The 25,349-nt window shown below is 68.6% G+C and carries 20 protein-coding genes and 1 pseudogene; 16 read left to right on the top strand and 5 right to left on the bottom strand.

Translation table 11 applies throughout. The features are described 5' to 3' along the window. Window positions 1-13: 13 nt before the first annotated feature. Window positions 14-1,018, bottom strand: a complete 1,005-nt coding sequence (locus tag NVU01S_RS35000; protein WP_014984134.1) for an acyl-ACP desaturase — start codon at window positions 1,016-1,018, stop codon at window positions 14-16. Window positions 1,019-1,386: 368 nt separating this feature from the next. On the opposite strand from NVU01S_RS35000, the gene NVU01S_RS34995 reads away from it, so the two are divergent. Further along, a complete protein-coding gene (locus NVU01S_RS34995) occupies window positions 1,387-2,520 on the top strand; it encodes a BTAD domain-containing putative transcriptional regulator (protein WP_043665511.1) in 1,134 nt (377 codons plus the stop codon). 80 nt (window positions 2,521-2,600) lie between these two features. Here NVU01S_RS34995 and NVU01S_RS45505 read toward each other — a convergent pair whose 3' ends face one another. Continuing rightward, the gene (locus tag NVU01S_RS45505) at window positions 2,601-4,991 is read right to left on the bottom strand and encodes a serine/threonine-protein kinase (protein ID WP_052280258.1); all 2,391 of its coding nucleotides are present in this window, start codon (window positions 4,989-4,991) and stop codon (window positions 2,601-2,603) included. Window positions 4,992-5,188: 197 nt separating this feature from the next. On the opposite strand from NVU01S_RS45505, the gene NVU01S_RS34985 reads away from it, so the two are divergent. Next, the gene (locus NVU01S_RS34985) at window positions 5,189-5,893 is read left to right on the top strand and encodes a hypothetical protein (protein WP_052280259.1); all 705 of its coding nucleotides are present in this window, start codon (window positions 5,189-5,191) and stop codon (window positions 5,891-5,893) included. 84 nt (window positions 5,894-5,977) lie between these two features. Here the strand turns inward: NVU01S_RS34985 and NVU01S_RS34980 are convergent, their stop codons facing one another. Continuing rightward, a complete protein-coding gene (locus tag NVU01S_RS34980; protein ID WP_043665513.1) occupies window positions 5,978-7,585 on the bottom strand; it encodes an ABC-F family ATP-binding cassette domain-containing protein in 1,608 nt (535 codons plus the stop codon). 157 nt (window positions 7,586-7,742) lie between these two features. Next, entirely contained in the window at window positions 7,743-9,584 is a 1,842-nt protein-coding gene (locus tag NVU01S_RS34975; RefSeq protein WP_244467135.1) for an alkyl/aryl-sulfatase, read from the bottom strand. A 333-nt stretch (window positions 9,585-9,917) separates the two neighbouring features. Here NVU01S_RS34975 and NVU01S_RS34970 point away from each other — a divergent pair, with 333 nt between their 5' ends. Further along, a complete protein-coding gene (locus tag NVU01S_RS34970; protein WP_043665718.1) occupies window positions 9,918-10,517 on the top strand; it encodes a TetR/AcrR family transcriptional regulator in 600 nt (199 codons plus the stop codon). Between the two features lie 63 nt (window positions 10,518-10,580). Further along, a complete protein-coding gene (locus NVU01S_RS34965; protein ID WP_043665516.1) occupies window positions 10,581-10,886 on the top strand; it encodes a hypothetical protein in 306 nt (101 codons plus the stop codon). A gap of 56 nt (window positions 10,887-10,942) precedes the next feature. Here the strand turns inward: NVU01S_RS34965 and NVU01S_RS34960 are convergent, their stop codons facing one another. Further along, window positions 10,943-12,205: a PucR family transcriptional regulator gene (locus NVU01S_RS34960; RefSeq protein ID WP_052280260.1), complete on the bottom strand. Its 1,263-nt coding sequence runs from the start codon at window positions 12,203-12,205 to the stop codon at window positions 10,943-10,945. 164 nt (window positions 12,206-12,369) lie between these two features. Here NVU01S_RS34960 and pruA point away from each other — a divergent pair, with 164 nt between their 5' ends. The 12 genes and pseudogenes from pruA to kdgD all read left to right on the top strand — a co-directional run. Next, window positions 12,370-14,007 (top strand): L-glutamate gamma-semialdehyde dehydrogenase, encoded by a 1,638-nt coding sequence (pruA, locus tag NVU01S_RS34955; RefSeq protein WP_043665518.1) that lies wholly within the window; start codon window positions 12,370-12,372, stop codon window positions 14,005-14,007. A gap of 64 nt (window positions 14,008-14,071) precedes the next feature. After that, entirely contained in the window at window positions 14,072-15,040 is a 969-nt protein-coding gene (locus NVU01S_RS34950) for a proline dehydrogenase family protein (RefSeq protein ID WP_043665521.1), read from the top strand. 224 nt (window positions 15,041-15,264) lie between these two features. Beyond that, the gene (locus tag NVU01S_RS34945; RefSeq protein ID WP_043665524.1) at window positions 15,265-16,710 is read left to right on the top strand and encodes an amino acid permease; all 1,446 of its coding nucleotides are present in this window, start codon (window positions 15,265-15,267) and stop codon (window positions 16,708-16,710) included. A gap of 188 nt (window positions 16,711-16,898) precedes the next feature. Next, the gene (locus NVU01S_RS34940) at window positions 16,899-17,513 is read left to right on the top strand and encodes a hypothetical protein (protein WP_156161446.1); all 615 of its coding nucleotides are present in this window, start codon (window positions 16,899-16,901) and stop codon (window positions 17,511-17,513) included. Between the two features lie 204 nt (window positions 17,514-17,717). Next, window positions 17,718-18,212: a PAS domain-containing protein gene (locus NVU01S_RS34935; protein ID WP_043665530.1), complete on the top strand. Its 495-nt coding sequence runs from the start codon at window positions 17,718-17,720 to the stop codon at window positions 18,210-18,212. A gap of 170 nt (window positions 18,213-18,382) precedes the next feature. Continuing rightward, entirely contained in the window at window positions 18,383-18,973 is a 591-nt protein-coding gene (locus tag NVU01S_RS34930; RefSeq protein ID WP_043665533.1) for a carboxymuconolactone decarboxylase family protein, read from the top strand. Beyond that, window positions 18,970-19,902 carry an RNA polymerase sigma-70 factor gene (locus tag NVU01S_RS34925; protein ID WP_082031880.1) on the top strand — a complete coding sequence of 311 codons (933 nt, stop codon included), beginning with the start codon at window positions 18,970-18,972 and terminating at the stop codon, window positions 19,900-19,902. Before NVU01S_RS34930 ends, NVU01S_RS34925 begins: the two co-directional genes overlap by 4 nt. A gap of 249 nt (window positions 19,903-20,151) precedes the next feature. Then, complete coding sequence (locus NVU01S_RS34920) at window positions 20,152-20,955, top strand: NAD-dependent epimerase/dehydratase family protein (RefSeq protein ID WP_043665536.1); 804 nt, start codon at window positions 20,152-20,154, stop codon at window positions 20,953-20,955. Window positions 20,956-21,031: 76 nt separating this feature from the next. Then, window positions 21,032-22,435, top strand: coding sequence for a sugar porter family MFS transporter (locus NVU01S_RS34915; RefSeq protein WP_052280261.1), 1,404 nt, complete (start codon window positions 21,032-21,034; stop codon window positions 22,433-22,435). Continuing rightward, window positions 22,432-23,445, top strand: a complete 1,014-nt coding sequence (locus NVU01S_RS34910) for a lactonase family protein (RefSeq protein ID WP_043665538.1) — start codon at window positions 22,432-22,434, stop codon at window positions 23,443-23,445. Before NVU01S_RS34915 ends, NVU01S_RS34910 begins: the two co-directional genes overlap by 4 nt. 101 nt (window positions 23,446-23,546) lie before the next feature. Then, window positions 23,547-24,431, top strand: a complete 885-nt coding sequence (locus NVU01S_RS34905) for a LysR substrate-binding domain-containing protein (RefSeq protein WP_043665726.1) — start codon at window positions 23,547-23,549, stop codon at window positions 24,429-24,431. Between the two features lie 10 nt (window positions 24,432-24,441). Next, window positions 24,442-25,344 (top strand): annotated as a pseudogene (gene kdgD, locus NVU01S_RS34900) (5-dehydro-4-deoxyglucarate dehydratase); the annotation flags it as partial. Window positions 25,345-25,349 lie beyond the last annotated feature (5 nt).

Here is a 25,349-nt window from a genome sequence, read left to right as displayed (position 1 = left end):
GTGTCGTGCCCGCTCAGACCACGGTGGTGGTCAATGGTGCCGAGTCACGTTTGGCGGCCTGGCGCGCGGCGATCCGGTCGCGGCGCTCCTCGAACTTCAGCATGTCGCTCTCGTACTTCGCGAGGAAAGCCGCGAGCTGCTCGCGCGTCTGCTCGCCGCGAGCGGTGAAGTCGTTGCGCTCGAATACTTTCCAGATCCGCAGCACCGGCATGATCACGTCTTCGAGATGCTGGCGCATGTCGTAGATGCCGTGTTTGGCCATCAGCGCGCCGTAGCGGCGGAAGTTCGGGTTCTCCGCGCCCGGCATCTGGAAGTTCATCAGCGTGAGCGTGATCGCCTCCAGCGCCTGATCCGGCACCAGATCCAGCGCCGCGCCGCACATGTTCCGGTAGAAGATCATGTGCAGGTTCTCGTCGGCAGCGATGCGCTGCAGCATCTTGTCCGCGATGGGGTCGTTGCACACCCGTCCGGTGTTGCGGTGGCTGAGCCGGGTCGCGAGTTCCTGGAACGTCACGTAGGCGACACCGAGCAGGAAGCCGGCGTTGGGCACCACATCCGGGTCGACCTCACGGCGTTCGGCGACGGCCAGCGGATCGAACCCGGTCGTCATCGCCGCCATCCTGGCGTGCTCCAGTTCGACCGGGTCCACGCCGCGGCTGACCACCAGGTAGTCCCGCATCACGATGCCGTGCCGGTTCTCCTCGGCGGTCCAGCGGCCCACCCAGGTGCCCCAGGCGCCGTCCTGGGAGAAGTTCTCGGCGATCACCCGGTGATACGAGGGCAGATTGTCCTCGGTGAGCAGGTTGGTGATCATGGCCGCCTTGGCCACGTCCGATAGGCGCGACTGCTCCGGATCCCAGTCGACACCGCCCAGCGCGGCGAAGTTGCGTCCTTCGTCCCACGGCACGTAGTCGTGGGGGTGCCAGTCCTTCGTCATCGACAGGTGCCGGTCGACATTCGCCGCGGCCACCGGCTCGAGCTCGATGAGCAGCTCCAGCTGGGTCAGATGACGCCCCATATGTGTTTCCCCTCAGACGTTTCGGCTCACCCGGGACGCGGACGGATCGCACCGTCCGCGCGACAACCTCCGCGAGCCTACGGATCCGTAGGTGCCAAATCAACCGCCGACCCCAGCTTGCCGGGTACCGCCGCGTACCCGCTGATCAGCGGCTTACGCCGGGGTCGTCCAGCCGTTGCACCCCGAGCCGCGAACACGGTGCCGAGCTCCGGTCGCCACGCGGTCGCGACCCGGCCGGTACCTGCCCCGATGGACCGCCGGGCCCGAGGTTCGCTCGGTATTCTCACAGACGACGCGCGGACGATGGCGCGTCGTGAGGAGTCCACCATGGCTGGGTTCGATCGGCCGCACGACTTTCCCGGTTCGCGATGACGGCGCTTCGCGTGCAGTTCAGCATGCTCGGCGCGGTGGAACTCTCGATCGACGGCGTACGCCAGCCGCTGGGCGGCCCGAAGCAGCGGGCGGTGCTGGCGTACCTGCTGATCAACGCGAATCGCCCGGTCGCGGTGGAGGCACTCGCGCAGGCGGTCTGGGCGGACAACCCGCCGCCCGATATCCGGGTCAGCCTGCACACCATCGTGTCCAATCTGCGCAAGCCGTTGCGGGACAACGGTATCGAAGCACGCTCGGTGCTGGCGCAGGTCGGTGCGGGCTACCGGGTCGCGGTGGCCGAGGGCGCCAGTGACGTGCAGCGCTTCCGGGTGCGGAAGGAGGCCGGGTTGCGCGCGCTGACCGCGGGCCGCTTCCGCACCGCGAGCGAACTGCTCTCCAGCGCGCTCGGCCAGTGGCGCGGTCCAGTGCTCGCGGACCTGCGTGGGCTCGCGTTCGCCGACGCCTACGCCGCCGTGCTCGACGACGACCGGCTGTGCGCGATCGAAGCCCGCGCCGAAGCCGATATCGCCCAGGGGCGGGCCGAAGCCGTGGTCTCCGAACTCGCGTTGCTCGTCGCCGACCATCCCCTGCGGGAACCGTTGTGGGAGCAGCTGATCACCGCGCTGTACGTGGACGGCCGCCAATCCGACGCGCTCGACGCCGCCCGCAGGCTGCGCGCGACCCTCGCCGACGAACTCGGCATCGACCCCAGCCCGCCGATCCGCGAACTCGAGGCGCGCATCCTGCGACAGGAGCCGGTCGAGCTCCGCGCCAAGGCGGCGGCGACCTCGTTCCGCGCCACCACCATCGTCGATCAGAGCGCGGGCGGCCCCACCGCTGTGCTGCGTGATCGCTCCGGCACCAGCTACGCCATCACCGGCACCATCACCCGGATCGGCCGGCTGTCCGACAACGACATCGTGCTCGAGCACGGCAAGGTCAGCCGCCATCACGCGGCGATCCTGCACAACGGACTCACCTACCTGATCAAGGACCTGCTCTCCTCCAACGGCGTCGCTGTGGACGGGATGCGCATCGTCGACAGCGAGGCACTCACCGACGGCGCCGAGATCCGGATCGGCGACTACGAACTGATCTTCACGCTGGTGCCGCCGGAACCGGAAGGGTGAGCGACGCCCCGGAATGGTTACCCGCGGCGACCTGAGTCGGACTGCGCAGCAGCAGCTTTCGTCGCAATGCCCCTGGCGGCTCAGCCGATGTGCTCGCGGAACCAGGCGAGCAGCTCGGCTTCGGTTTTCGGGCCGGTGTCCGGGTCGTCGGCGCGCAGCGTGCAGAAGTGCGCGGCCACCAGGAACTCGCCGTGCAGCGCGAAAATGCAGGTGCCCGTAGCGAATCCGGTGTCCGCGTAACAGAAGAAGCGCCCGACCGGTGCGGAGTCCTTGCGCCACAGGTCGTCCTGGCCCGCGGCGCCGCAGGCATGTCCACGGAACTGTCCTAGATTCGCCTGATAGAGCAGGTCGGCGGCGCGCCGGTCGGGGAATCCGAAGAATCCCGCCGACGGGAAGCCCAACCGTGTGCCGCAGCCGAGCATGGCGTTTACCGGGCCCGCGGGCGGATCGAGATGGCGGCAGTTGCGCGGGCCGAAATCGCCGTCCAGGTGATCGAGCACCGCTCGGTCTGCGGCAGTGAAGTAGTCCGGATCGACGGCCGTCGCCGCCGCTTTGAACTGAAACCCGTTGCGCAGACCCACATAATCCCGCAACGGCTGCTCCTGCGGCCCCGCCCAGAGGTAGACGGCCAGCGCCAGCGCCGCCTCGTCGGTGAGCACCAGCCCCGGCTTCGGTACCGCCGGATCGTCCACGAGACTGGTGAAACACGCCTTGCGGCCTACCTCCTTGCCGTCCACCATCGACGGACCATCCGGGCCGGGTGGATCGCCCGGACAGTTCGTCGAATGGAACACATCGAAGAACAGCCCGCGATAGTAAGCCCGCAGCTGCTCGACCGTCCGAAACCGCAGAAACCGCCCCGCCGGATCACTGGCCGCCGGATTCGCCGCGCAGTACACGATCGCGACGGTCGTAGCGTCCGGATCCTGATGAACACAGTTGGCCCGCTTGTAACCCGACGGCCCGACCACCGCGAGCAGATCGATATCCGGCCCGCGCACTGCGGACGAGTCGGCGGCGGGCACACCGGAGACACGGTTGCCCACCCACAGCCAGCTAGTCACAGCAATTGTCGCGCAAAGCATTACGGCCATAAATGCGACGACACCACGCAACACGCGCCTATCAATGCGCACCCGCGGGCCGGCGGAAACAGCCGCCGGTCCGGCGACATCCCCGGCCCCGCCCTCGCCCACAACACCGGCCGCCCCTTGGGGCGCGTCCTCCCGCTCCGAGACCTCCTGCCCGGCAAGAGCTTGCGCGCCCGCCGTCGAGCCGGCAGTCACCTGGCCTGTCGCTGAACCCGTAATTTCAAGTAGCGCAGCCACTTCCGTCGCGCCGCATTCGTCGGTGGCCGGCTCCGTAACTGCTTGGCCCGTGGCCGCGCCCGTAACCGGCCCCGCCGCAGCAACCTGACCGGCCGCCGCCTGGTCTGCGGCTGCTCGGCCTGGGGCCGCCTGACTTGCCGCTGTTCGGTCCGGAACCGCTTGTGCTTCGGCAGGTTTACCGAGGGCTGCTGCTACGGCCGAGGCCGACATCTCGTTCTCGGACACGGCGGCTGTTGTCGCCTGGACCCGCTGGGTCGGCGGTGGCTCAGCTCCCGGCTCGGTCCGAATTCCTGTGACCGTCGCGGTGCTGGTGAGGGCGGAGTGGGCTGCGGCGGCGAGATCTCCGGCGCAGGTGTAGCGCGCGTTGGGGTTCTTCGCCAGTCCGCGGGCGATCACCTCGTCGAAGGCTGCGGGCACCTCGCGGCGGATCATGCTGGGGCGCGGCGGGGGTTCGAAGAGGTGGGCGCGCATGATCTCGCCGTCCGTCTCGGCGGGGAACGGCCTTGCGCCCGTGAGGCATTCGTACAGCACGCAGGCGAGCGCATAGCTGTCGACCGCCGGTGTCACCAGCCGCGAGGTGAACCGCTCCGGCGCCATGTAGTGGAACGAGCCGATCGCCGACCCGTCCGCGGTCAGGCTCTCGCTGGTGCTGGACTGTGCGATGCCGAAGTCGACCAGGTAGGCGAAATCGTCCGTGGTGAGCAGGATGTTGTCGGGTTTGATATCCCGGTGCACCAGGCCGTCGGCGTGCGCGGCATCCAGCGCCGCGGCGATCTGCCGGATCACCGCGACCGCACGCTCGGGCGCCAGTGGTGCGTCGCGCCGCAGCACCGCGCGCAGGTTTTCCCCGTCGACCAGGCGCATGTCGATGTAGAGCTGCCCGTCGATCTCCCCGTAGTCGTGGATCGGGATGACGTGCGGTTCGGTCAACCGGGCGGCCGCGTGCGATTCCCGGCGGAACCGTTCCCGGAACACCGGGTCCTGGTTGAGCTTCTCGGCGAGCACCTTGACCGCGACGGTCCGGTCCTTCACGGTGTCGTAGGCCTCGAACACCTCGCCCATACCGCCGCGCCCGATCAGCCGATCCAGCCGGTACGGCCCGAACCGAGTGCCCACTGTGCGCGGCGGCCGTTCGGTCGTCATCTCGTCCTCCGTGCGACGGACCCGGCCGGTACGCGGCCCGCGGTCGTGTCAACTGTAGAGCGCGCACCAGGCTTTTCGCAGTCGTACCGGTGCAGCAGAGCCGGTTCGTTGGTCGGCCGTTAGTGCCTCGTTGGTCCCTGCGGCGACCGTGGTCCTCAGCCGAATCCGGCTGGTCGACACCTGAAAGGACCGCAGACATGTTCCGCACCTCCGTACCTCGCCCCCGGCGCGTACTGCCCATCGCGCTGGGCATCGCGGCGGTGGCCGGTTTCGGCGCCCTGCTTCCGGCACCCGCGCAGGCGCTGCCCTACGGCCCGTACACCTGTCAGCAAGGCTTCGTCTGGCGCGACGCCTACAACGGCGACACGGTCTGTGTGACGCCCGGCGACCGCGACACCGCGCACGCCGAGAACGCGCAGGCCGCCGCGCGCCGCTCCCCGAACGGCGGCCCCTACGGCCCCGACACCTGCAAGCAGGGATTCGTCTGGCGCGAGACCCGCCCCGCCGACCACGTCTGCGTGACGCCCGATCGCCGCGACCGCGCCCGCGCCCAGAACAGCGAGGGCGCAAGGCATTTCGCCGACGCGACGCAGCTGCCCACCGGCAACGCGCACGTCCGCACGCAGAAGCATCAGCTCGGCGGCTGGCTGTTCGTCGACAGCGCGTCGGGCCTGTCGCCCAACGCGCGCCTCGAGTTCTACGCCGCGGGCGTGAACGCCAATGGTCTGCGCGCCCTGGGCAACCGGCAGACCGACGGCAACGGCAGACTGCCGCGGGAGACCGCGGCGCTCGCCGACGTCCGCTGCCAGATCCCGCGGGATCGCGCGGCGACCGTCGTCGTCGTGGACACCCGCACCGGCATCGCGACCTCGGCAGGCACCACGTACGCGTTCAGCTGCTGACGAGAGCCGCCGGAGCAGCCTGCGATCAGGTAGCGCAGGCTGCTCCGGCGTTCGTGCGCCCCGGCACACCGGTCCGCATCGTGCTCAGGTCAACGACACCAACTCCCGATAGTCCTCGGTCCACAGGTCCTCGTACGCCTCGGGGAGCACCAGGACGCGGTCGGGCCGCAGCGCATCGATCGCGCCTTCGTCGTGGGTGACCATGACGATCGCGCCCGGATAGGTGTCGACCGCGGCGAGCACCTCGGTCCGGGAGGCCGGGTCGAGGTTGTTGGTCGGCTCGTCGAGCAGCAGCACATTCGCACCGGAGTGCACCAGACCGGCCAGCGCCAGGCGCGTCTTCTCGCCACCGGAGAGCACGCCCGCGGGTTTGTCGGCGTCGTCGGCGCCGGTGAACCCGAAGGCGCCCAGCACATGTCGCACCTGCCCGTCGGCCAGTTGCGGCGTCGCCGCGGCCAGGTTGTCCCGCACGCTCAGCGCCGGGTCCAGGGTGTCGTGCTCTTGCGCGAAGTAGCCGAGCCGCAGCCCGGCGCCGGGCACGACCCGGCCGCTGTCGGGCACCTCCCGCCCGGCCAGCAGCCGCAGCAGCGTGGTCTTGCCCGCGCCGTTGTGGCCGAGGATCACCAGCCGGCTCCCGCGATCCACCGCCAGGTCGACCGAATTCAGCACCCGTTGCCCACCATAGGATTTCACCAAGCTGATCGCGCCGAGCGGTATCCGCCCGCACGGGTGCGGTTCGGGCAGCCGGATCCGGGCAACTTTCGCCGCGCGCCGCCGCGGTTCCAGTTCGGCGAGCATCCGGTCGGCTCGCCGGACCATATTGCGCGCCGCAACCGCCGTCGCCACATGCGATTTCATCTTTTCCGCCTGTGCGTGCAGGGCCGCCGCTTTGCGTTCGGCGTTGGCGCGCTGCCGGGTCCGGCGGCGTTCCTCGGAATCCCGCTGGGCGAGATAGTGATTCCAGTCGGCGTTGTAGATGTCCAGTGCGCCGCGCTGCGGGTCCAGGTGGAACACCCGGTTGACGAACCCGGCCAGGAACTGCGCGTCGTGGCTGATCACCACCAGCCCACCGGTGTAGCCGTGCAAGAACCCGCGCAACCAGCCGATCGCGTCCGCGTCCAGGTGGTTGGTCGGCTCGTCGAGCAGCAGCGCTCCGTCGGTGCCGCCGAACAGGATGCGTGCCAGTTCGACCCGGCGCCGCTGCCCGCCCGAAAGCGCCGAAACCGGCTGTCCGAAGGCGTGATCCGGCACACCGAGCCCGGCCGCGATGCGGGCCGCCTCGGCTTCGGCGGCATATCCGCCACCGGCCTGGAAATCGGTCTCGGCCCGCGCGTACGCCCGCAACGCACGGTCGAGGTCGCGCTCCGCGACCGCGCCGGCCATCGCGGCTTCCGCCGCGCGCAGCTCCCGCACGGCCGCGTCGAGCCCGCGCGCGGACAGTATCCGGTCGGCGACCGTGACCCGCGGGTCCACCGCGCCGGGATCCTGCGCCAGCACGTCGACCGAGCCGGTGACGGTGACCGTCCCCGCGACCGGCACCTGCTGACCGGTCAGGCAGCGCAGCAGACTGGTCTTGCCCGCGCCGTTACGCCCGATCACACCGATCCGGTCGCCGGGAGAAATAGTGAAGGAGGTGTCCGAGAGCAGCACGCGGGCACCCACGCGCAGCTCGACACCGCGAACGGTGATCATGAGAATTACTCCGAGTTGTCGAAGGACAGACTTCTAGCCGGGAAACCAGGTCCTCAGCTAAGAAACTCGGGGTGTAGACACGCCGATCACTCTACCCGATGGCCCTGACCAGGAGATATGAACCAGGTCACGCCTTCGGGCACCGGACCGCCTCGACTCACGGGGTGACGATGGCGAAGTTCGGGTCGGGTTGGTCGAAGAAGTCTTTGAGTTGTTTCAGCGCCAGGACGTTGCCTTCGAGGGCGATATCGCCGTTGCGTACGGCGGCTTGGAAGTCTTGGCCGGCGAGCAGGGTACGAGCCAGGGCGGCGCGGGTCAGGGTGACCGTGGCGTCGGCGGCAGGTAGTCCGTCGTCCGGGCGGCGGTCGTAGTGGATGAGGACGCCGTTGCGGAGTTCGGCGCGGTGCACGCGGTTGTTGTCGTCGGGGAAGCGCCAATCCGAGATGATGGTGGCGTCCCAGGCTTTCGGGCCGTCGATACGCAACGACATCGCGTCGAACGCCTGGTCGACGGTGAGCGCGGCGAGCAGGCCCGCCGACGATCCCTGGGTGGGCGTGCCGAACGGACCGTTGCGGAGTTCGGCGGCACCGCTGAGGTAGAAGTTGCGCCAGGTGGCGTTCTCGGCGCCGTAGGCGAGTTGCTCGAAGATACCGGCTTGCAAGCGTTTCGCGGTGTCATTGCGCGGTTCGGCGAAGACGACGTAATTTGCCAGCTGCGTCGCCCAGCGGTAATCGCCTGCGTCGTAGGCCTTTTGCGCCTTCTGCAGCACCGCGCTCGCACCGCCCATCGCTTCGACATGCCGCTTCGCGGATTCGACCGGCGGATGCTCCCACAGATGAGCGGGATTCCCGTCGAACCAGCCCATGTACCGCTGATAGATGGCCTTCACGTTGTGGCTCACCGAACCGTAATACCCGTGTGTCGACCAGGATTTCGTGATGGCGGGCGGCAGCTGCAGCATCTCGGCGATCTCACTGCCGACGTAGCCCTGGTTCAGCAGCCGCAGCGTCTGATCGTTCAAGTAGGCGTACAGATCACGCTGCACGGACAGGTACTCGACGACTTCGCCGGTCCCCCAGACCGGCCAATGATGGGAGGAGAACACGAGATCCGCGTTGCGCGCGTACAGGTTGATCGATTCGGTCAGGTACCGGGACCATACGTGCGGGTCGCGGACCAGCGCACCGCGCAAGGTCAGCAGGTTGTGCATGGTGTGCGTGGCGTTCTCGGCCATGCACAGGATCCGGCGATCCGGGAAGTAGAGGTTCATCTCCGACGGCGCTTCGGTGCCCGGCGTCAGCTGGAACACCATCCGCACGCCGTCGACCGTCTCCTGCTGGCCGGTGCGGGTGATGTCGAGCGTCGGCGGGAGCAGGGTGATCGTGCCGACCGAGGTGGTCTGCCCGAGGCCCGCGCCCACCTGCCCCTTCGGCCCGCGCGGCAGCGCGGCACCATACATGTACGCCGCCCGGCGTGCCATCGCCGTTCCGGCGTAGATGTTCTCCGACACAGCGTGTTCGAGGAATCCGGCGGGGGCGAGCACCGGACAATGCCCGGCCGACACCTCCGCCGCGGTGACGACGCCGAGCGTGCCGCCGAAATGATCGACGTGCGCGTGGCTGTAGATCAATCCGGTCACCGGTCGGTCGCCGCGGTGCCTGCGGTACAGCGCGAGCCCGGCCGCGGCGGTCTCGGTCGAGATCAGCGGATCGATCACGAGGACACCCGTATCGCCTTCGACGAGTGTCATATTCGACAGATCCAACCCGCGCACCTGATAGACGCCCGGCGCGATCTCGTACAGCCCCTGTTTGACCGTGAGCTGCGACTGCCGCCACAGGCTCGGGTGCACCGACAGCGGACACGGTTCCCGCAAGAACGAATAGGAGTCGTTGTCCCACAAGACTTTTCCGTTGACATCCCGCACGACACCGGGTTCGAGTGCCGCCACGAACCCGCGATCGGCGTCGGCGAAATCGGCGGTGTCGGCGAACGGCATGGCGGCGGCGCTCTGCTTGTTCGCCTCGATGACATGTTCGCTCGGCTCGACCGGCGTCGCCGCGGGATCGAGCGAATCCGCCTCGCCGCAGGCGGTCAGCCCCGCCCCGGCCGCCGCGAGCGCGGCCGCACCGGCCCCGAGTATCCCGCGCCGGGATACCCGCTGCCCGCGCACTGCCGGGCCTTGCTGCTGGTCACCCATCGGTCGCTCTCCTGTCTCGCTGCGGCGTGCGCCCGGCCGAGCGGGTCGAATCCCGCCGCCCGGAGCACGGCCCACCGTACGCACTATTGCAGTCTGGCTGCAATAGTGTGACCATGTGATGGGATGGAACCCATGAGCAAGGTGCCCGAACCCGAGTCGACAGCGCGTCCCCGACGCCGCCGCGACCCGGAACTCACCCGTCGCGCCATCGTCGACGCCCTGCTCAGCGCCTTGAAAGCGGGCGAGATCGACCCCACCACCAAGAACATCGCCGCCCGCGCCGGCGTGTCCGAACGCAGTATCTTCGTGCACTTTCCCGGCCGCGACGACCTGCGCATCGCCGCCGTCGACCAGCAGTCCGCCGATGTCGAAGCCCTCATCGAACGGCCGGACCCGAGCCTGCCGCTGCCGCAGCGCATCGACGCCGCCCTGCGCCAGAGCGAGGCGATCTTCGCCCTGCAACGCAACCCGCGCGTCCTCGGCTTCCTGGAGTCCCAGCGCATTCCCGCCATCGACGCTCGAATGCGCCTGACCGACAAGCGCATTCGTTCCGCCCTCGCCCAGACCTTCGCCCCCGAACTGGCCGGCGCCGAAGACCACCTGCTCGACGTCCTCGACGCCACTCTCGGCTGGCCCCTGCGCCACCACCTCATCGACCGCTGCGGCCGCACCACCCGCGCCGCCTCCAGCACGATCCGCCGCACCGTCCAAGCCCTCCTGCACCGCCCCTAGCTCGCGTGGACGGCGCTCGTGGCGGCGGGTAGGGTCTCTCCAATTCTGATGAGGAGAGCGTGAATGAAAAGCATTGTGTTGCTGACGATCGGGGCTGCTCTGGTGCTGACGGGTTGTGGCTCGTCGGACAGCACCGAGGCGGCCGGATCGCCGAGTACCGCAACCAACAGCGCGGTGCGCAGCAAGTCGTGCCAGGATTATCTGCCGCTGTTGAGCAAGTTGAAGGACGTGAGCGTGGACTCCGCGAACAAGACCGCGGAAGACACCATCGCGATGCTCCCCCAGTCCCCGCAGTGGCCCGCGCTCAGCGAGACCGACCGGCAGTCCATGATCGCCGGCATCCGGGACGCCGCGACCGGAAAGTGCTGACGGCACAAACCGACTCACCGCACCTGAGCCCCGCGCCCGCTCGAATCACGACGTGGTCAGCGCGCTCGTGACCCGCGTTCGCGCCCGTGCGCCCGCCGGTGCAACGCGAGCTGCAATTCCAGCAGCAGCCGGTCGCCGGGATCGGTGAGATCGATGCCCAGGATCTCCTCGACGCGACGAATGCGGTAGCGCAACGTGTTCGGATGCACCTGCAGCACGGCCGCCGCGGCGCGCACGTCACCGTGCTCGCGCAGATAGATGTCCACGCTGTCGCGCAGGCTCGCCGAATGTTTGAGGTCGTAGTCCGAGAGCGCGCGCAGTCGCGGATCGTGCAGTTCGGGGCGGCTGCCGACGAGGTCGAGGATCTCGCCGAGCAGCACCGCCGTCCGCGATTCCGCGAGCGTGGTGACCCGGCCCTTCGGATAGGTCGCGACGGTGCTGTCGAGCACGCGATCGACCTCCCGCCGGGCGGTGGCGACCCCGCTCAGATCGTCGATCGGGCACGCGATGGCCGCCCGAAGCGCCAGCGCGCGTTTGGCTTCGAGCTGCTCGACCAGCTGCCGGGTCCACGCCGTCACCGCGTGCGCGGCCCGGTAACTCGGCAGCAGTACGTAGACGCGGTCGCCGAGCGTGGTCGTCACCGAGTCGTTCCGGAATGAGCTGGCGCGCAGGCGAAGCATGTTGCCCAGCGCCGAAGGCTCGGTGGCGGGCGCGGTTTCGGTGGCGGTCAGCGCGAAACCGACCACGGCGGCCGGGCCGGTGGTCGGCAGGTTGAGCGCGGCCGCCACGGCCGCCACATCGACCGTGCCGCCCTCGCCGAACAATCCCTGCACGAGCAACGCCTCGGTGGACGGCGCGTCGAGGCTGCGCGAGATGAGCCGCGCGGCAATGGCCGAGGCGCCGCGCAGGATTTCCGCCGCGTCCGGCTTGAACGGCCGATCGCCCTGCTGCAACCAGATCGCGCCGAGCACGCGGGGCGCGCGCACGGCACCGTCCGCGGGATGCCGGATGCTCACCACCAGCCGGCGTTTGATGTTCAGCTCCTCGTGCGCGGGCACATCGATCACCTCGTCGGTGCGGCGCAATCGATCGAACACCCCCCATTTGCGCAACACCGCCAGATACTCCCGCGGTCCCTCCCGGCCGAGGATCGACATCACCCGCATCTGGTCGGCGGCCTCGGCGGCGGAGGCCGAGTACGCCAGCACATGCGACTGCGGGTCCTCGATCGACACCATGCCGCCCGCGTTCTGCGCGACGATCTGCGCCAGACCGAACAGGTCGATGTCCGCGGCGACAAGCCCACTATCAATAGCCACGTCTACGCCTTTCGGCCAACTCGACAACACACTCATCCCATCTTTGTCCTGTTAGCCCATTTCCCGCGCACTTTTCCGGTGTTGACTTCGGCTCACCGCAGTTTCAGAGCGTGTGTGCGCCGCCGATTCGCGACGCCACATCGCCACGTCCAGCAGGAGGAATCATGGACGCCATCGTGTCCACACCGCGGCCGGCGAACGAGCCGGTCGGCACGTTCGCCCCCGGTAGTGCGGAACGTACACGGTTGCAGGCGAAACTGGCCGAGCTGGGTGCCACGCCGACCGATGTGCACCATGTGATCGGCGGCGAGCACCGGCGCAGCGCCGGCAAGACGATCGAGGTCGTGCAGCCGCACCGGCACGCCGCCGTGCTCGGCACCCTCACCCCCGCCGCCGCCGGCGATGTCGACGACGCGATCGCGGCCGCCACCGCCGCCGCACCCGCCTGGCGGGCGCTCTCGTTCGAGGATCGGGCCGCGGTCTTCCTGCGCGCCGCCGATCTGCTGGCCGGCCCGTGGCGGGAAACCATCGCCGCCGCAACGATGCTCGGTCAATCCAAGACCGCCTATCAGGCCGAGATCGACACCCCGTGCGAACTGGTCGATTTCTGGCGATTCAACGTGCATTTCGCCCGGCAGATCCTCGCCGACCAGCCGATCTCCACACCCGGTGTGTGGAACAAGGTCGAGTACCGGCCGCTGGACGGGTTCGTCTACGCGATCACGCCGTTCAATTTCTCCGCGATCGCGGGCAACCTGCCGACCGCACCCGCGCTGATGGGCAACACCGTGGTCTGGAAGCCCGCGATGACCCAGTCGGTCGCCGCGTACTGGACGATGAAGCTGCTCGAGGCCGCCGGACTGCCGCCCGGTGTGATCAACATGGTGCACGGCGCCGGACCCAAGGTCTCGGACGTGGTGTTGCAGGACCGCCGCCTCGCCGGCATCCATTTCACCGGTTCCACCGCCACCTTCCAGCACCTGTGGCGCTCGGTCGCGACGAACATCTCCGACTACAACTCCTACCCGCGCCTGGTCGGCGAGACCGGCGGCAAGGACTTCGTGCTCGCGCACAGCTCCGCCGATCCGGACGTGCTCACCACCGCGCTGATCCGCGGCGCGTTCGACTACCAGGGCCAGAAGTGTTCGGCGGCCTCGCGCGCGTTCGTCCCGAAGTCGGTGTGGGCCAAGATGGGTCGCGACTTCCTCGACAAGGTGGCCACGCTGTCCTACGGCGACGTCACCGACTTCAGCCACTTCGGCGGCGCACTGATCGACAAGCGCGCCTTCGACAAGAACGCCGAGGCGATCGCCCGGGCGAAGGCGACGCCGAGCCTGTCCATCGCGGCGGGCGGCCACGCCGACGACTCGGTCGGCTACTTCGTCGACCCGACCGTGCTGCTCGGTGAGGACCCCGGCGACGAGGCGTTCAGCACCGAGTACTTCGGCCCGATCCTGTCGGTGCACGTCTACGACGACGCGGCGAGCGGCTCGTTCGAACGCATCCTCGACCTGGTCGATCAGGGTTCCCCGTACGCGCTGACCGGCGCGATCATCGCCGACGACCGGCTCGCGGTGGCCAAGGCGACCGAGGGCCTGCGCTTCGCCGCGGGCAACTTCTACATCAACGACAAGCCCACCGGGGCGGTGGTCGGCCAGCAGCCCTTCGGCGGGTCGCGCGCCTCGGGCACCAACGACAAGGCAGGCTCGCCGCAGAACCTGCTGCGCTGGACCTCTGCTCGCACGATCAAGGAAACGTTCGTCCCCGCGACCGATCACCGCTACCCGCATCAGGACGCGTGATGAACCACTCGCACGTCGTCCGGCTCCGGGCAGCCGGCCGGTCCCGCAGAACACAGGAGGCGTGATGGCCTTTTCGACCCTGTTGCGTCCGGCCATGCTGGCCGCGTCGCGCTCGCCGCGCATGGAGCGCACGATCACCCGGATGTCGACGACGAAGAAGCTCGTCGACCGGTTCGTCGCGGGTGACTCCGCCGATCAGGCGATGGTGGCGGTGCGGACGCTGCTGGCGTCCGGCCGCTACGTCACCATCGACTACCTCGGTGAGGACACCACCGAGATCGAGCAGGCCCGCACCACCGTCACCCACTACCTGCACATGCTCTCGGAGCTGGCCCGGCTCGACGCCCCCGCGGAGTCGGCAACGGTTCGGCCGCTGGAGGTTTCGCTCAAGCTGTCGGCGCTGGGCCAGTCGCTGGCGCAGGACGGTCACGCCGTCGCGCTCGAGCATGCCCGCCAGATCTGCACGGCCGCCGAAGCGGCCGGTGTCTGGGTGAACGTCGACGCGGAGGACCACACCACCACCGACTCCACCCTGAGCATCGTGCGGGAACTGCGCGCCGATTTCCCCACCGTCGGCACGGTGCTGCAGGCGTATCTGCGCCGTACCGAGGGCGACTGCCGGGAACTGTCCGGTGCAGGCTCCCGCATCCGGCTGTGCAAGGGCGCGTACAAGGAACCGGCGTCGGTGGCGTTCCAGGAGCGCGCCGCGGTCGACGATTCGTACCTGCGCTGCCTGCGGGTGCTGATGCTCGGCGACGGTTACCCGATGGTGGCCACCCACGATCCGGCGCTCATCACTTCCGCGCTGGAGTGTGTCGAGACGACGCATCGCAAAGCCGACGAGTTCGAGTTCCAGATGCTCTACGGCATCCGCGACGCCGAACAGCGCAGGCTCGTCGACGAACGCAATCACCTGCGGGTCTACGTCCCCTACGGCGACCAGTGGTACGGCTACTTCATGCGCAGGCTCGCCGAACGCCCGGCGAACGTCGCGTTCTTCCTGCGCTCGCTGAAGCCGGGCAGCGCACGCTGAGGTAATCGCACTTTTCGGTGCGGCTCGCCCGATCCGGCGGGCCGCACCGATCCGTATCGGGTGCCGGTTTGCGCGCCGCGGCTTGGCCCGCCGAATAAACCCACTGAACAATATTTGGCCAACTCGCCGATCACACCGGCGCTGTGGTCGTATTTAGTAACCACAGCTCGAAGTGTGATCTGCGTTACGCACAGTCGCGTGACGCGGAGGACGAAAGGAACGACATGTCCATCGCGGAGTTGCGTAGCCAAATGCTGCGCCGCAAACCCATGGGGCAGATAGCCGACGACGAGGGGGCGCCGGCCGACGAACAGCTGGCCCGTTCGCTCGGTCTATGGCAGCTCACCGCCATCGGGGTCGGCGGCATCATCGGCGCGGGCATCTTCACGCTCGCGGGCGCGGTCGCGCATTCGGTCACCGGTCCCTCGGTGCTCATCTCGTTCCTGATCGCCGGTGTGGCCAGTGCCGCCGCCGCGCTCTGCTACGCGGAATTCGCGGGCATGGTGCCGAAGGCGGGGTCGGCCTACACCTACGGCTATGTGTCGCTGGGCGAGATCGCGGGCTGGTTCATCGGCTGGGATCTGCTGCTGGAGTACATCGCGGTCGCGGCGGTCGTCGCGATCGGCGTATCGGGCTACTTCCGCTTCCTGCTCGAGCAGGTGGACGTCACGCTGCCCGATTGGATGATGGGTGCGCACGGCACGGGCGACGGGCATGTCGTCGACGTGTTCGCCATGCTGTTCTGCCTGGGCACGGCCTGGCTGCTCTCGCGCGGTATCCGCAGCGTCGGCCGGTTCGAGACCGTCGCCGTCGGCATCAAGGTCGCGCTCGTGCTGCTGATCATCGTGCTCGGCGTGTTCCATATCGACAGTTCCAACTACACCCCGTACTTCCCGTTCGGTTCCGGTGCGGTATGGACCGGCGCGGCGACGGTGTTCTTCGCGGTGTTCGGCTACGACGCGATGAGCACGGCCGCCGAGGAATCCACCGACGGCAAGAAGCACCTGCCCAAGGCGATCCTCTACTCGCTCGCCATCGCGATGGTGCTGTACGTGCTGGCCACACTGGTGCTCACCGGCATGCAGAAGTACACCGAGATCAGCCCGACCAGCGGCTTCTCCACCGCGTTCGAGGCGGTCGGCCAGCCGGGTATCGCGAACATCATCGCGATCGGCGCCATCGTCGGCATCGTCACCGTCGTGCTCACCTTCATGCTCGGCGTGACCCGGGTCTGGTACGCGATGAGCCGCGACGGGCTGCTGCCCGAATGGTTCGCCAAGACCCACCCGGTGCGCAAGGTGCCCACCCGGGTGACCTGGATCGTCGGTATCGGCGCGGCCGTGATGGCCGGTCTGCTCGACATCACCGTCGTCGCCGAGCTCACCAACATCGGCATCCTGATGGCGTTCATCGTCGTCTCGGTCGCCGTGATCGTGTTGCGCCGCACCCGTCCCGACGAGCCGCGGCAGTTCCGGTTGCCGTTGATGCCGGTGGTGCCGCTGATCGGCATCGGCTTCTCGCTCTACCTGATCTGGTCGCTGCCGTGGCAGACCTGGGTGCGGTTCGCGGTCTGGCTGGTCGCCGGCCTGGCCGTCTACTTCTTCTACTCGCGCACGCACTCCAAGCTGGAGCGCACCGGACCGGTCGACGCGGTGCAGCTGGAGAAATAACTTCGAGGAGCACTGACGCCAGCTCCTCGGACCGATCGGGTGGGTGTGCCGCGCGGCCGCCCACCCGATCTCGTTTCCCCCGCGTGCACAAAACACGTTTGCGCCGACCGCGACGGTACGTTCGTCAGAACTGCCGTTGCTGAAGTCGATCGAACGAGAAAGCGGAGGTGCGGATGCACTGGGACCAGATGACCGCCTCACCTGACGAACTGCACGAGCGCGCGAACCGGGTGCGCCGGGCGGCCGGACAGCTCGGCGTCCTCGAATCGATCATCACTGCCGCGCAAGGGCCGTGGCTGGGCGCCCTCGACGCCGACGGCAAGGGCGCGGCCGAACTGAAAATGCATCTAGCCGGGCGTTATCGCCTCACCGCCGTGGTGACCAGCGCCGGGAAACTCAACCTCGTGCAGATGCATTCCCCGGCCGCGGGCCAGGCCGGCGACCGGGTGCTGTCCCCGAAGGTATCGGTGCGACGCGGCTGGGAGGGCGACGAGGAGATGCCCAAACAACCCGAATGGCTCGACTATGTCGTCGGCTGGGTACGCACCGCCAGCGACGACGTGGACCGCCGCGCGGTCATCGAATGGCGGCTCGGCGGCGCCGATCAAAAGCTCGCCGCCATGAACGACACCATCGACAGCCTGCTCGCGAGTCTCCAGGAACGCCAAGCACTGCGCGACGAACTCGCCGACGAGATCGGTTCGCTCCGCGAAGAATTGCGCGCCCTGGACGCCGCGGAGGCGCCACCGGCACCGCGCCGCGAAGAAATTCCCACCGAAAACGAAACGAGCGCAACCCCCTGATCGGGTGGACATTTCGCAAGAATTGTTGTCGCAGAACGGCAATCACGGTTCCCCTCCTGAAAAAGACTGTCCGGCCAGGCGATCTCGTTACACTGGCGTGCGGTGAAAGTGGCGCTGAAGTCACTTGTGCTCGATCGAGCGACGCGCCTGGATTTCCTTCGCCGAACATTGCTGTGCCACTTGATTCCGAGTGAGGGGAACGACATGAGTATCAGCGAGAAAATCACCGCCGGTGAACTGGACGATCTGAAGTTTCACGGCAAGCTCGAAGGCGGGCACCTGGTGCCCGGAGGTCTGCTCGGCGACCAAGCCGCGATGGACGATATCGAGGTCGGCATGTACGTCCTGGAGAAGGACGGCACGCTGATCGCCTGCAACAAGACCGCCATCGGCGCCTGGGGACGCAGTCCCGAACTGGGCACGAGCGAAAAGTACTGCGGCGCCTTCCGGCTGCGCTACCCGTCGGGCGAGGTCATGCCGCACGAAGCGGCCCCGCCGTCGGTGGTCATCAACAACGGCGGCACCGTCCGCGACGCCGACGTGATCTGCGAACAGCCCGACGGTTTCCGGCTGCTCGCCCTGGTCAACGTCTTCCCCATTCGCGACGAGTCCGACGAGGTCATCGGCGCGGTCAACATCTTCCGGCACAACACCACCAAGACCGTGCCCGGCCTGCAGGTGGCGGCGGACGCCGGCTGAACTTCGCGCGCGCAGCGCCTCTTCCGCGGGGAGAGGCGCTGCGCTCGGGTGAGCCCGATGAGCCCGCGTCGGTTGGGCCGGAAGGGGCGGGCGTCGAAAAAGGGCCGCGGTGTCACACGGAGCGCGCGGCCGGTGTCTTCATGTCGTAGGAATCGACAAGGAGGCGCGACATGGCCGGCACACCCCGAATCCCCAAGGCGGCACTGACCGGATTCCGCGGCAGGCTCGCGAAGGCGATCACCCGCAAGATGTTCGGCGAGGTACCCGAACCGCTCGAAGTGATGTGGCATCACCCCGCTGTGGTCATGGACACCAGCGCACTCGGCCGCAAGGTGGCCAAGTGGGATCGCGCCGACGCGAACCTGAAATCGTTCGCGCACATGGCAGTGGCCTCGCTCGTCGGCTGCACCTGGTGCCTGGACTTCGGCTACTTCCACGCGCACAACGACGGCCTCGACGCGGTGAAGGCGCGCGAAGTCCCGCGCTGGCGGGACTCCGCCGTGTTCACGCCGCTCGAGCGGCAGGTGATGGCGTACGCGGAGGCGATGAGTCAGACACCGCCCACCGTCACCGACGAATTGTCCGCGGCGTTGCTCGCGGAACTGGGGGCCGCCGCACTGGTCGAGCTGACGAACTGGATCGCGTTCGCCAACATGGCCACTCGCACCAACACCGCGCTCGGCATCGAGGCCCAGGGGTTCGCGGCCGCCTGCGAGCTGCGTCCGCTGGCTCAGCCGAGCCGGGTAGCGTCCGGGGCATGAGCGCACCGACCACGGCCGGGCCGGGCGGGCTCCGGGCCACACCGAAGGGCGACCGCACGAGCGACGACCCGTTCGTCACCCATCGCAGTCTGCTGTTCACGGTGGCGTACCAGCTGCTCGGTTCCGCCGCCGACGCCGATGACGTGGTGCAGGAGACGTGGCTGCGCTGGGCGGCGGTGGACCGGGCGCAGGTGCGTGACCCGCGCGCCTATCTGGTGCGCACCACCACCAGGCAGGCACTCAACCGGCTGCGCACCGTGGCGCGGCGGCGCGAGGAGTACGTCGGCGAATGGCTGCCCGAACCGCTGCTCACCAGTCCGGACGTGGCCGAGGATGTCGAACTGGCCGAGCACGTGTCGATGGCGATGCTGACGGTGCTGGAAACGCTCGGCCCGACCGAGCGCGCGGTGTTCGTGCTGCGCGAGGTGTTCGACGCCCCGTACGAGGAGATCGCCGGTGCGCTGGAGAAGTCCGCGGCGGCGGTCCGGCAGATCGCCCGCCGGGCGCGCGAGCACGTGGCCGCCCGTCGGCCGCGCGTGCCGGTCACTCGGGTCGAGCAGCAGACCGCGGTGGCGCGGTTCCGCAGCGCGATCCAGACCGGCAACGTCCAGGCCCTGCTCGACGTGCTCGCCCCCGATGTGCTGCTGGTCGCCGACGGCGGCGGGATCGTGCAGGCGTTCCCGCATCCGTTGCGCGGAGCGCGCCGGACAGCGCGCATGTTCGCCCAGTTCCCCGCTTTCGTGCCGGGTGCGCACCTCTGGTCGGTGTCGGTCAACGGCGCCGCGGCGCTGCGGGTCGACACCGGCGGTGAGCTCGACGCCACGATCAGCCTGTCCGTGGCGGACGGCCGGATCACCCACATCTACATCGTCCGCAACCCGAACAAACTCACCCGCCTGCGCGAGATCAGGCCGCTGAGCCGGGTCTAGCTACCACGAATGCCCCGGTCCCCACGGGATCGGGGCATTCGCGTGCCGCCAACAGTATTGATGCCCGCACAGCATCAGTAGATAGCGAACAGGTGTTGGACAGGCATCAATTCAGCGTCTTACCCTTCTGACACGTCGCGCGAGGAGTGACCCACCCCACACTCCTCGCGGGCCCAGGAGGACAGTGATGTATGAAGGTTCTTGCCCCGCAGCATCTTCCGATATATGCCCGGACAGAGGCGATGCCGGATGAGCTATGACCGAATCCTGATCACCGGCGCGGGCGGCGGCATCGGCACCCTGATGCGACCGCGCCTGGCCCGGCCCGGCCGCACCCTACGGCTCCTGGATCTCGCCGAACTGCCCGCGCCGCACCCCGGCGAACAGGTCGAGCTGTGCACCGGCTCGCTCACCGACCCCGCCGGCATGGCAGCGGCCTGCCGCGAGGTGGACGCGATCATCCATCTGGGCGGCATCAGCCGCGAGGACAGCTGGGAGCGAGTGCTCGCGGTGAACGTCGATGGCACCCATACCGTTCTGGAAGCGGCACGACAGGCGGGTATCACCCGCGTCGTGCTGGCGTCCAGCAATCACACCGTCGGCTACCGGCGGGTCGGCGAAGCGGGACCGAACGGCATTGCGGGCGAGGCGCCCCCGCGACCGGACACCTACTACGGATTCAGCAAAGCCGCGATCGAAGCGCTCGGCAGCCTGTATCACTCCCGGTTCGGCATGGACGTGATCTGCGTCCGGATCGGCTCGTGTTTCGAACGGCCGCACGATGTCCGCGGCTTGTCGACCTGGCTGTCCCCGGACGACGGCGCCCGGCTGTTCGAAGCCTGTCTCTCTGCGGAAAGCCCTGGCTTCCAAGTGGTCTGGGGCGTCTCGAAGAACACCCGCGCCATCGTCTCCCTGGCCGAGGCCGAGCAGCTCGGCTACCGGAGTCTGGACGACGCCGAGAAGTTCGCCACCGAGGTCACCGCGGGCGCCGCCCCGGTCTTTCTCGGCGGCCCGTTCCTGGAAACCCCACTGGGCGAACCCAACCCGCTCTGACACCCATCTCTCGACAACGCCCGTGCGGCCCCCGCCGCGACGGGTGCTTGCTCGACCGCGAAAGAAGCGCAACACAATGCACGATGAATCCACGGTGCCGGGTCGAAAATCCGCCCTCGGCACCAATGTTCACTTCCTCTACTTCTTCGGCGCGCTCGGTGGCATTCTCTTCGGCTACGACCTGGGCGTCATCTCGGGCGTGCTGTTGTTCGTCAAGGACGCGTGGGAGTTGTCCTCGGTCACCAAGGGCGTGATCGGCGGCTGCCTGGCGGCGGGCGCGATCCTCGGCGCCGCCGCCGCGGGCCGCCTGACCGACCGGCTCGGCCGCCGCCGCACCATCATGATCGCGGCCGCGGTCTTCGGGCTCGGCGCGCTCGGATGCGCCGCGGCGCCGAATGTCACGGTGCTGGTGATCGCCCGTTTCGTCACCGGTATCGCGGTGGGTTGTTCGTCGGCGACCGTGCCCACCTATCTGTCCGAACTGGCCCCGACCCGGGCGCGCGTCGCGCTCTCGACGCTGAACCAGCTGATGATCGTCTCCGGCATCCTGCTCGCCTACATCGTCGACTGGCTGCTGTCCGGTTCCGGCAACTGGCGTTTGATGTTCGGCGTCGCCGTCATCCCCGCGGTGGCCTTGTTCGCCGGTATGACCGTGCTGCCCGAAACGCCACGCTGGCTGGTGAAAGCCGGCCGCGAAGACGAAGCACGCGCCGTGCTGGCAGGCACTCACCGTTCCACCGAAATCGACGCCGAGCTGGACAACATTCGCAGGGTCGATCAGCTCGACGTGGCGCAGCGGGGCAGGCTGCGCGACCTGTGGGCGCCCTGGGCCCGGCCCGCGTTGCTCGTCGCGCTGATTCTCGCTGTCGGCCAGCAGTTCTCGGGCGTCAACGCGGTGAACCTCTACGCGCCCACCATGTTCACCGATCTCGGCTTCGGCAACTCCACCTCGCTGCTGGCGGCCATCGTGCTCGGCGCGGTCAAGGTGGCGTTCACGGCGTGGGTGATCTTCGTGGTCGACCGGTGGGGCCGAAAACCGTTGCTGCTGCTCGGCAATGTCTGCATGGCGGTGTCGCTGTTCTTGCTCGGCGTCGTCGTGCTCACCGTGGACAACAGCACCGTCACCGGCTTGACCACCCTGATCCTGCTCAACGTCTATCTGGCCGGTTACGAACTCGGCTGGGGCGCGGTGGTCTGGGTGATGATGGCGGAGATCTTCCCGCTGCGGGTGCGCGGTGTCGGTATGGGCGTGGGCAGCGTGGTGCTGTGGAGTTCGACCTTCGCGATCACCTTCCTGTTCCCGGTGATGAACGACCAGCTGGGCCTGGCCAAATCGGCCTGGTGTTTCGCGGGCGTCAGCGTGGTGATGTTCCTGCTCGTCCAGCGGTTCGTCCCGGAGACCAACGGCCGCAGCCTGGAGGAGATCGAACTCGAGCTGCGTGCCCGGGTCGGCGGGCAACCGACGGGACAGCAGGCGTGACCGTCGTCTACGTGTCCAACGCCGACAGCCGCGAGATCTCGGTGCTGCGACTCGACGCCACCGGCGGGCTGACGCCGGTGGCCGCGGTGCCGGTGGACGGCACGGTGATGCCGTTGGCGGTGTCCCCGGACCACCGGTATCTGTATGCGGGACTGCGCTCGGAACCGTTCTCGGTCACGGCTTTCGGTATCGAACCGACGAACGGACGGCTGATCGGCCTGCGCTCGACCCTGCTGCCGGACAACATGGCCTATCTGTCGACCGACCGGACCGGGCGGTACCTGTTCGGCGCCTCGTACAGCGGCGACCAGATCTCGGTGCAGCCGATCGCCGCGAACGGCACCGTCCGCCCGCGGCCGGACGAGGTGATCGCCACTGCCCCGCACGCGCATTCGATCGTCGTCGATCCGGCCAATCGTTTCGTGTTCGTCGCGGTGCTGGGCGGCGATCACGTCCTGCAATATCGTTTCGACGCGGCTTCCGGCAGGTTGACGCCGAACCGGCCCGCCGCCGTCGAGACCCCGCTCGGCGCGGGCCCGCGGCACCTCGTATTCCATCCGAGCGGCCGGGTGGTCCTCGCGTGCCACGAGCTGGACGGCACCGTGCAGAGCTACCTGTTCGATCCGCCGATCGGCACGCTGACCCCGGCGATGTCGAGCTCCGCGCTCCCCCAGGGCTTTTCGGGCAGCCCATGGGTCTCCGAACTGCGCGTCACGCCGGACGGCCGCTACCTCTACGTCTCGGAGCGCAGCTCGGACACCCTCGCGGGCTTGCGCGTCGACGGCGACACCGGAGCGCTCGAGCCGATCGGCCACACCCGCACCGAGGCGCAGCCGCGCGGTTTCGCCATCGATCCGAGCGGGCGCTTCCTCGTCGCGGCGGGTCAGAAGTCCCACGCGGTGACCAGCTACGCCATCGATCCCGCGACCGGTGCGCTCACCGCCGTGCACCGCCGCACGGTCGGCCGCAACCCCAACTGGGTCGAGATCATCGACCTGCCCGGCGCATGAGCACCGCAGCGCACGACGATCGGTCGCGCCGTCGAGACCGGTACCGGGTCGGCTTGCCGGATGCGCGGCGGCAGCCCTCCGACGCGGGCAGGCTGGGCCTCATGGTTTCACTCGAACAGGTGCGTGGCTTCGTCATGGTCGCCGAGGAGCGCAGCTTCCGCCGCGCGGCCGACCGGCTGCGGATGACCCAGCCCCCGCTCAGCAGGCAGATCCAGAAGCTGGAACGCGAGATCGGGGTCGAGCTGTTCGATCGTAGTCAGCGGCAGGCGCAGCTGACCCCCGCGGGCGAGGTGTTCCTGATCGAGGCGCGCCGCCTGCTCGCCCTCGCCGAGGGCGCACCGGGGACGGCCCGCCTGGTCGCCGCGGGCGGGGCCGGGACGGTCCGCATCGGATTCACCGCGGCCTCCGGGTTCGGTTTCCTCGGCCGCTTTCTCAACCACATCGAGCAGGGCCTGCCCGGCGTCGAGGTGGTGTTGCGCGAAATGGTGAGCTCGGTTCAGTTCGAGAATCTGCGCAGCGGCAAGCTGGACCTGGCACTGGCCCGGCCGCCGTTCGACCGCACCGAATTCGATTGCGAACTGGTGCATTCCGAGCGGCTGATGCTGGCGGTGCCCGCGGACCACCCGCTGGCCGTGCCCGGTCCGATCGCCGTGGAACGGCTCGGCGGCGAGACGCTGCTGGTGTACGCGCCGGGCCCGGCCCGGTATTTCGCTGACCTCGTCGCGGGAATCCTTGCGGCCGTGCCCTATACGTCGACGCACGAACTGACGCAGGTGCACACCATGCTCGCCTTGGTCGCGGCGGGCCGCGGTCTGGCCTTGGTGCCCGAAACCGCCGGTCACCTCCATCCCGACGGCGTGCGGTTCCGGCCGCTGGACGGCGTCGACGATCCGGTTGTCCTGTACGCGGTCTGGCGGCGGGACTGCGCGAATCCGGCACTGCACCGGATCGTGCAGCTGCTCGACGCGCCGCCACCCGCCCATTGAAAGGAACACGATGTCGCATCTGTCCGCCGCGGAACTCGGCCCGGCCCTGGGTCAGGGTTTGCTGTCGTTCCCGGTCACCCATTTCGATACCGATCTCGCCTTCGACGAGTCCGCGTATCGCAAACACATTGCCTGGCTTGCCCAATACGACGTGGCCGGCTTGTTCGCCGCGGGCGGCACCGGTGAGGGCTTCTCGCTCACGCCCGCGGAGATCGATCAGGTGGTCCGCGCGGCGGTCGCCGAGACAGCAGGCCGCATACCGGTCATCGCCCCCGCGACGGCGGGCACCGCGGCCGCGGTGGAACAGGCCAGAGCCGCCGAAATCGCGGGCGCGGAAGGCATTCTGTTACTGCCGCCCTACCTGACCGAAGCCGGGCCGGAGGGCCTGGTGGAACATGTCGCCACCGTCTGCGCGGCGACCTCGCTCGGCGTCATCTTCTACAGCCGGGCCAACGCCACCTGCAACGACGTGACGCTGGCGCGGATGGCCGACCGCTGCCCGAACCTGATCGGATTCAAGGACGGCGTCGGCAATATCGAGACGATGACCCGGATCTACGCCCGCCTCGGCGACCGGCTCACCTTCATCGGCGGCCTGCCCACCGCGGAGACCTTCGCGCTGCCGTACACCGAAATGGGCGTCACCACATACTCTTCGGCCATCTTCAATTTCCTGCCGGAGTTCGCGCTCGCCTTCTACGCGGCGGTGCGCGCCCACGATCGGGATACCGTCTATCGGCTGTTGCGCGCCTTCGTGCTCCCCTACCTGGACATCCGCGATCGCCGTCCCGGCTACGCGGTCTCGATCATCAAGGCCGGGTTGGCCGCGGTCGGCCGACCCGCCGGGCCGGTGCGCCCGCCCCTGACGAACCTGACCGAAACGGAACTGGCCGAACTGACGGAACTGACCGCGCGGGT

It is taken from the genome of Nocardia vulneris (assembly GCF_001613425.1).
Lineage (GTDB): Bacteria > Actinomycetota > Actinomycetes > Mycobacteriales > Mycobacteriaceae > Nocardia > Nocardia vulneris.
Note: the sequence above shows the minus strand (reverse complement) of the source record. Positions and strands in the feature narration are given on the sequence as shown.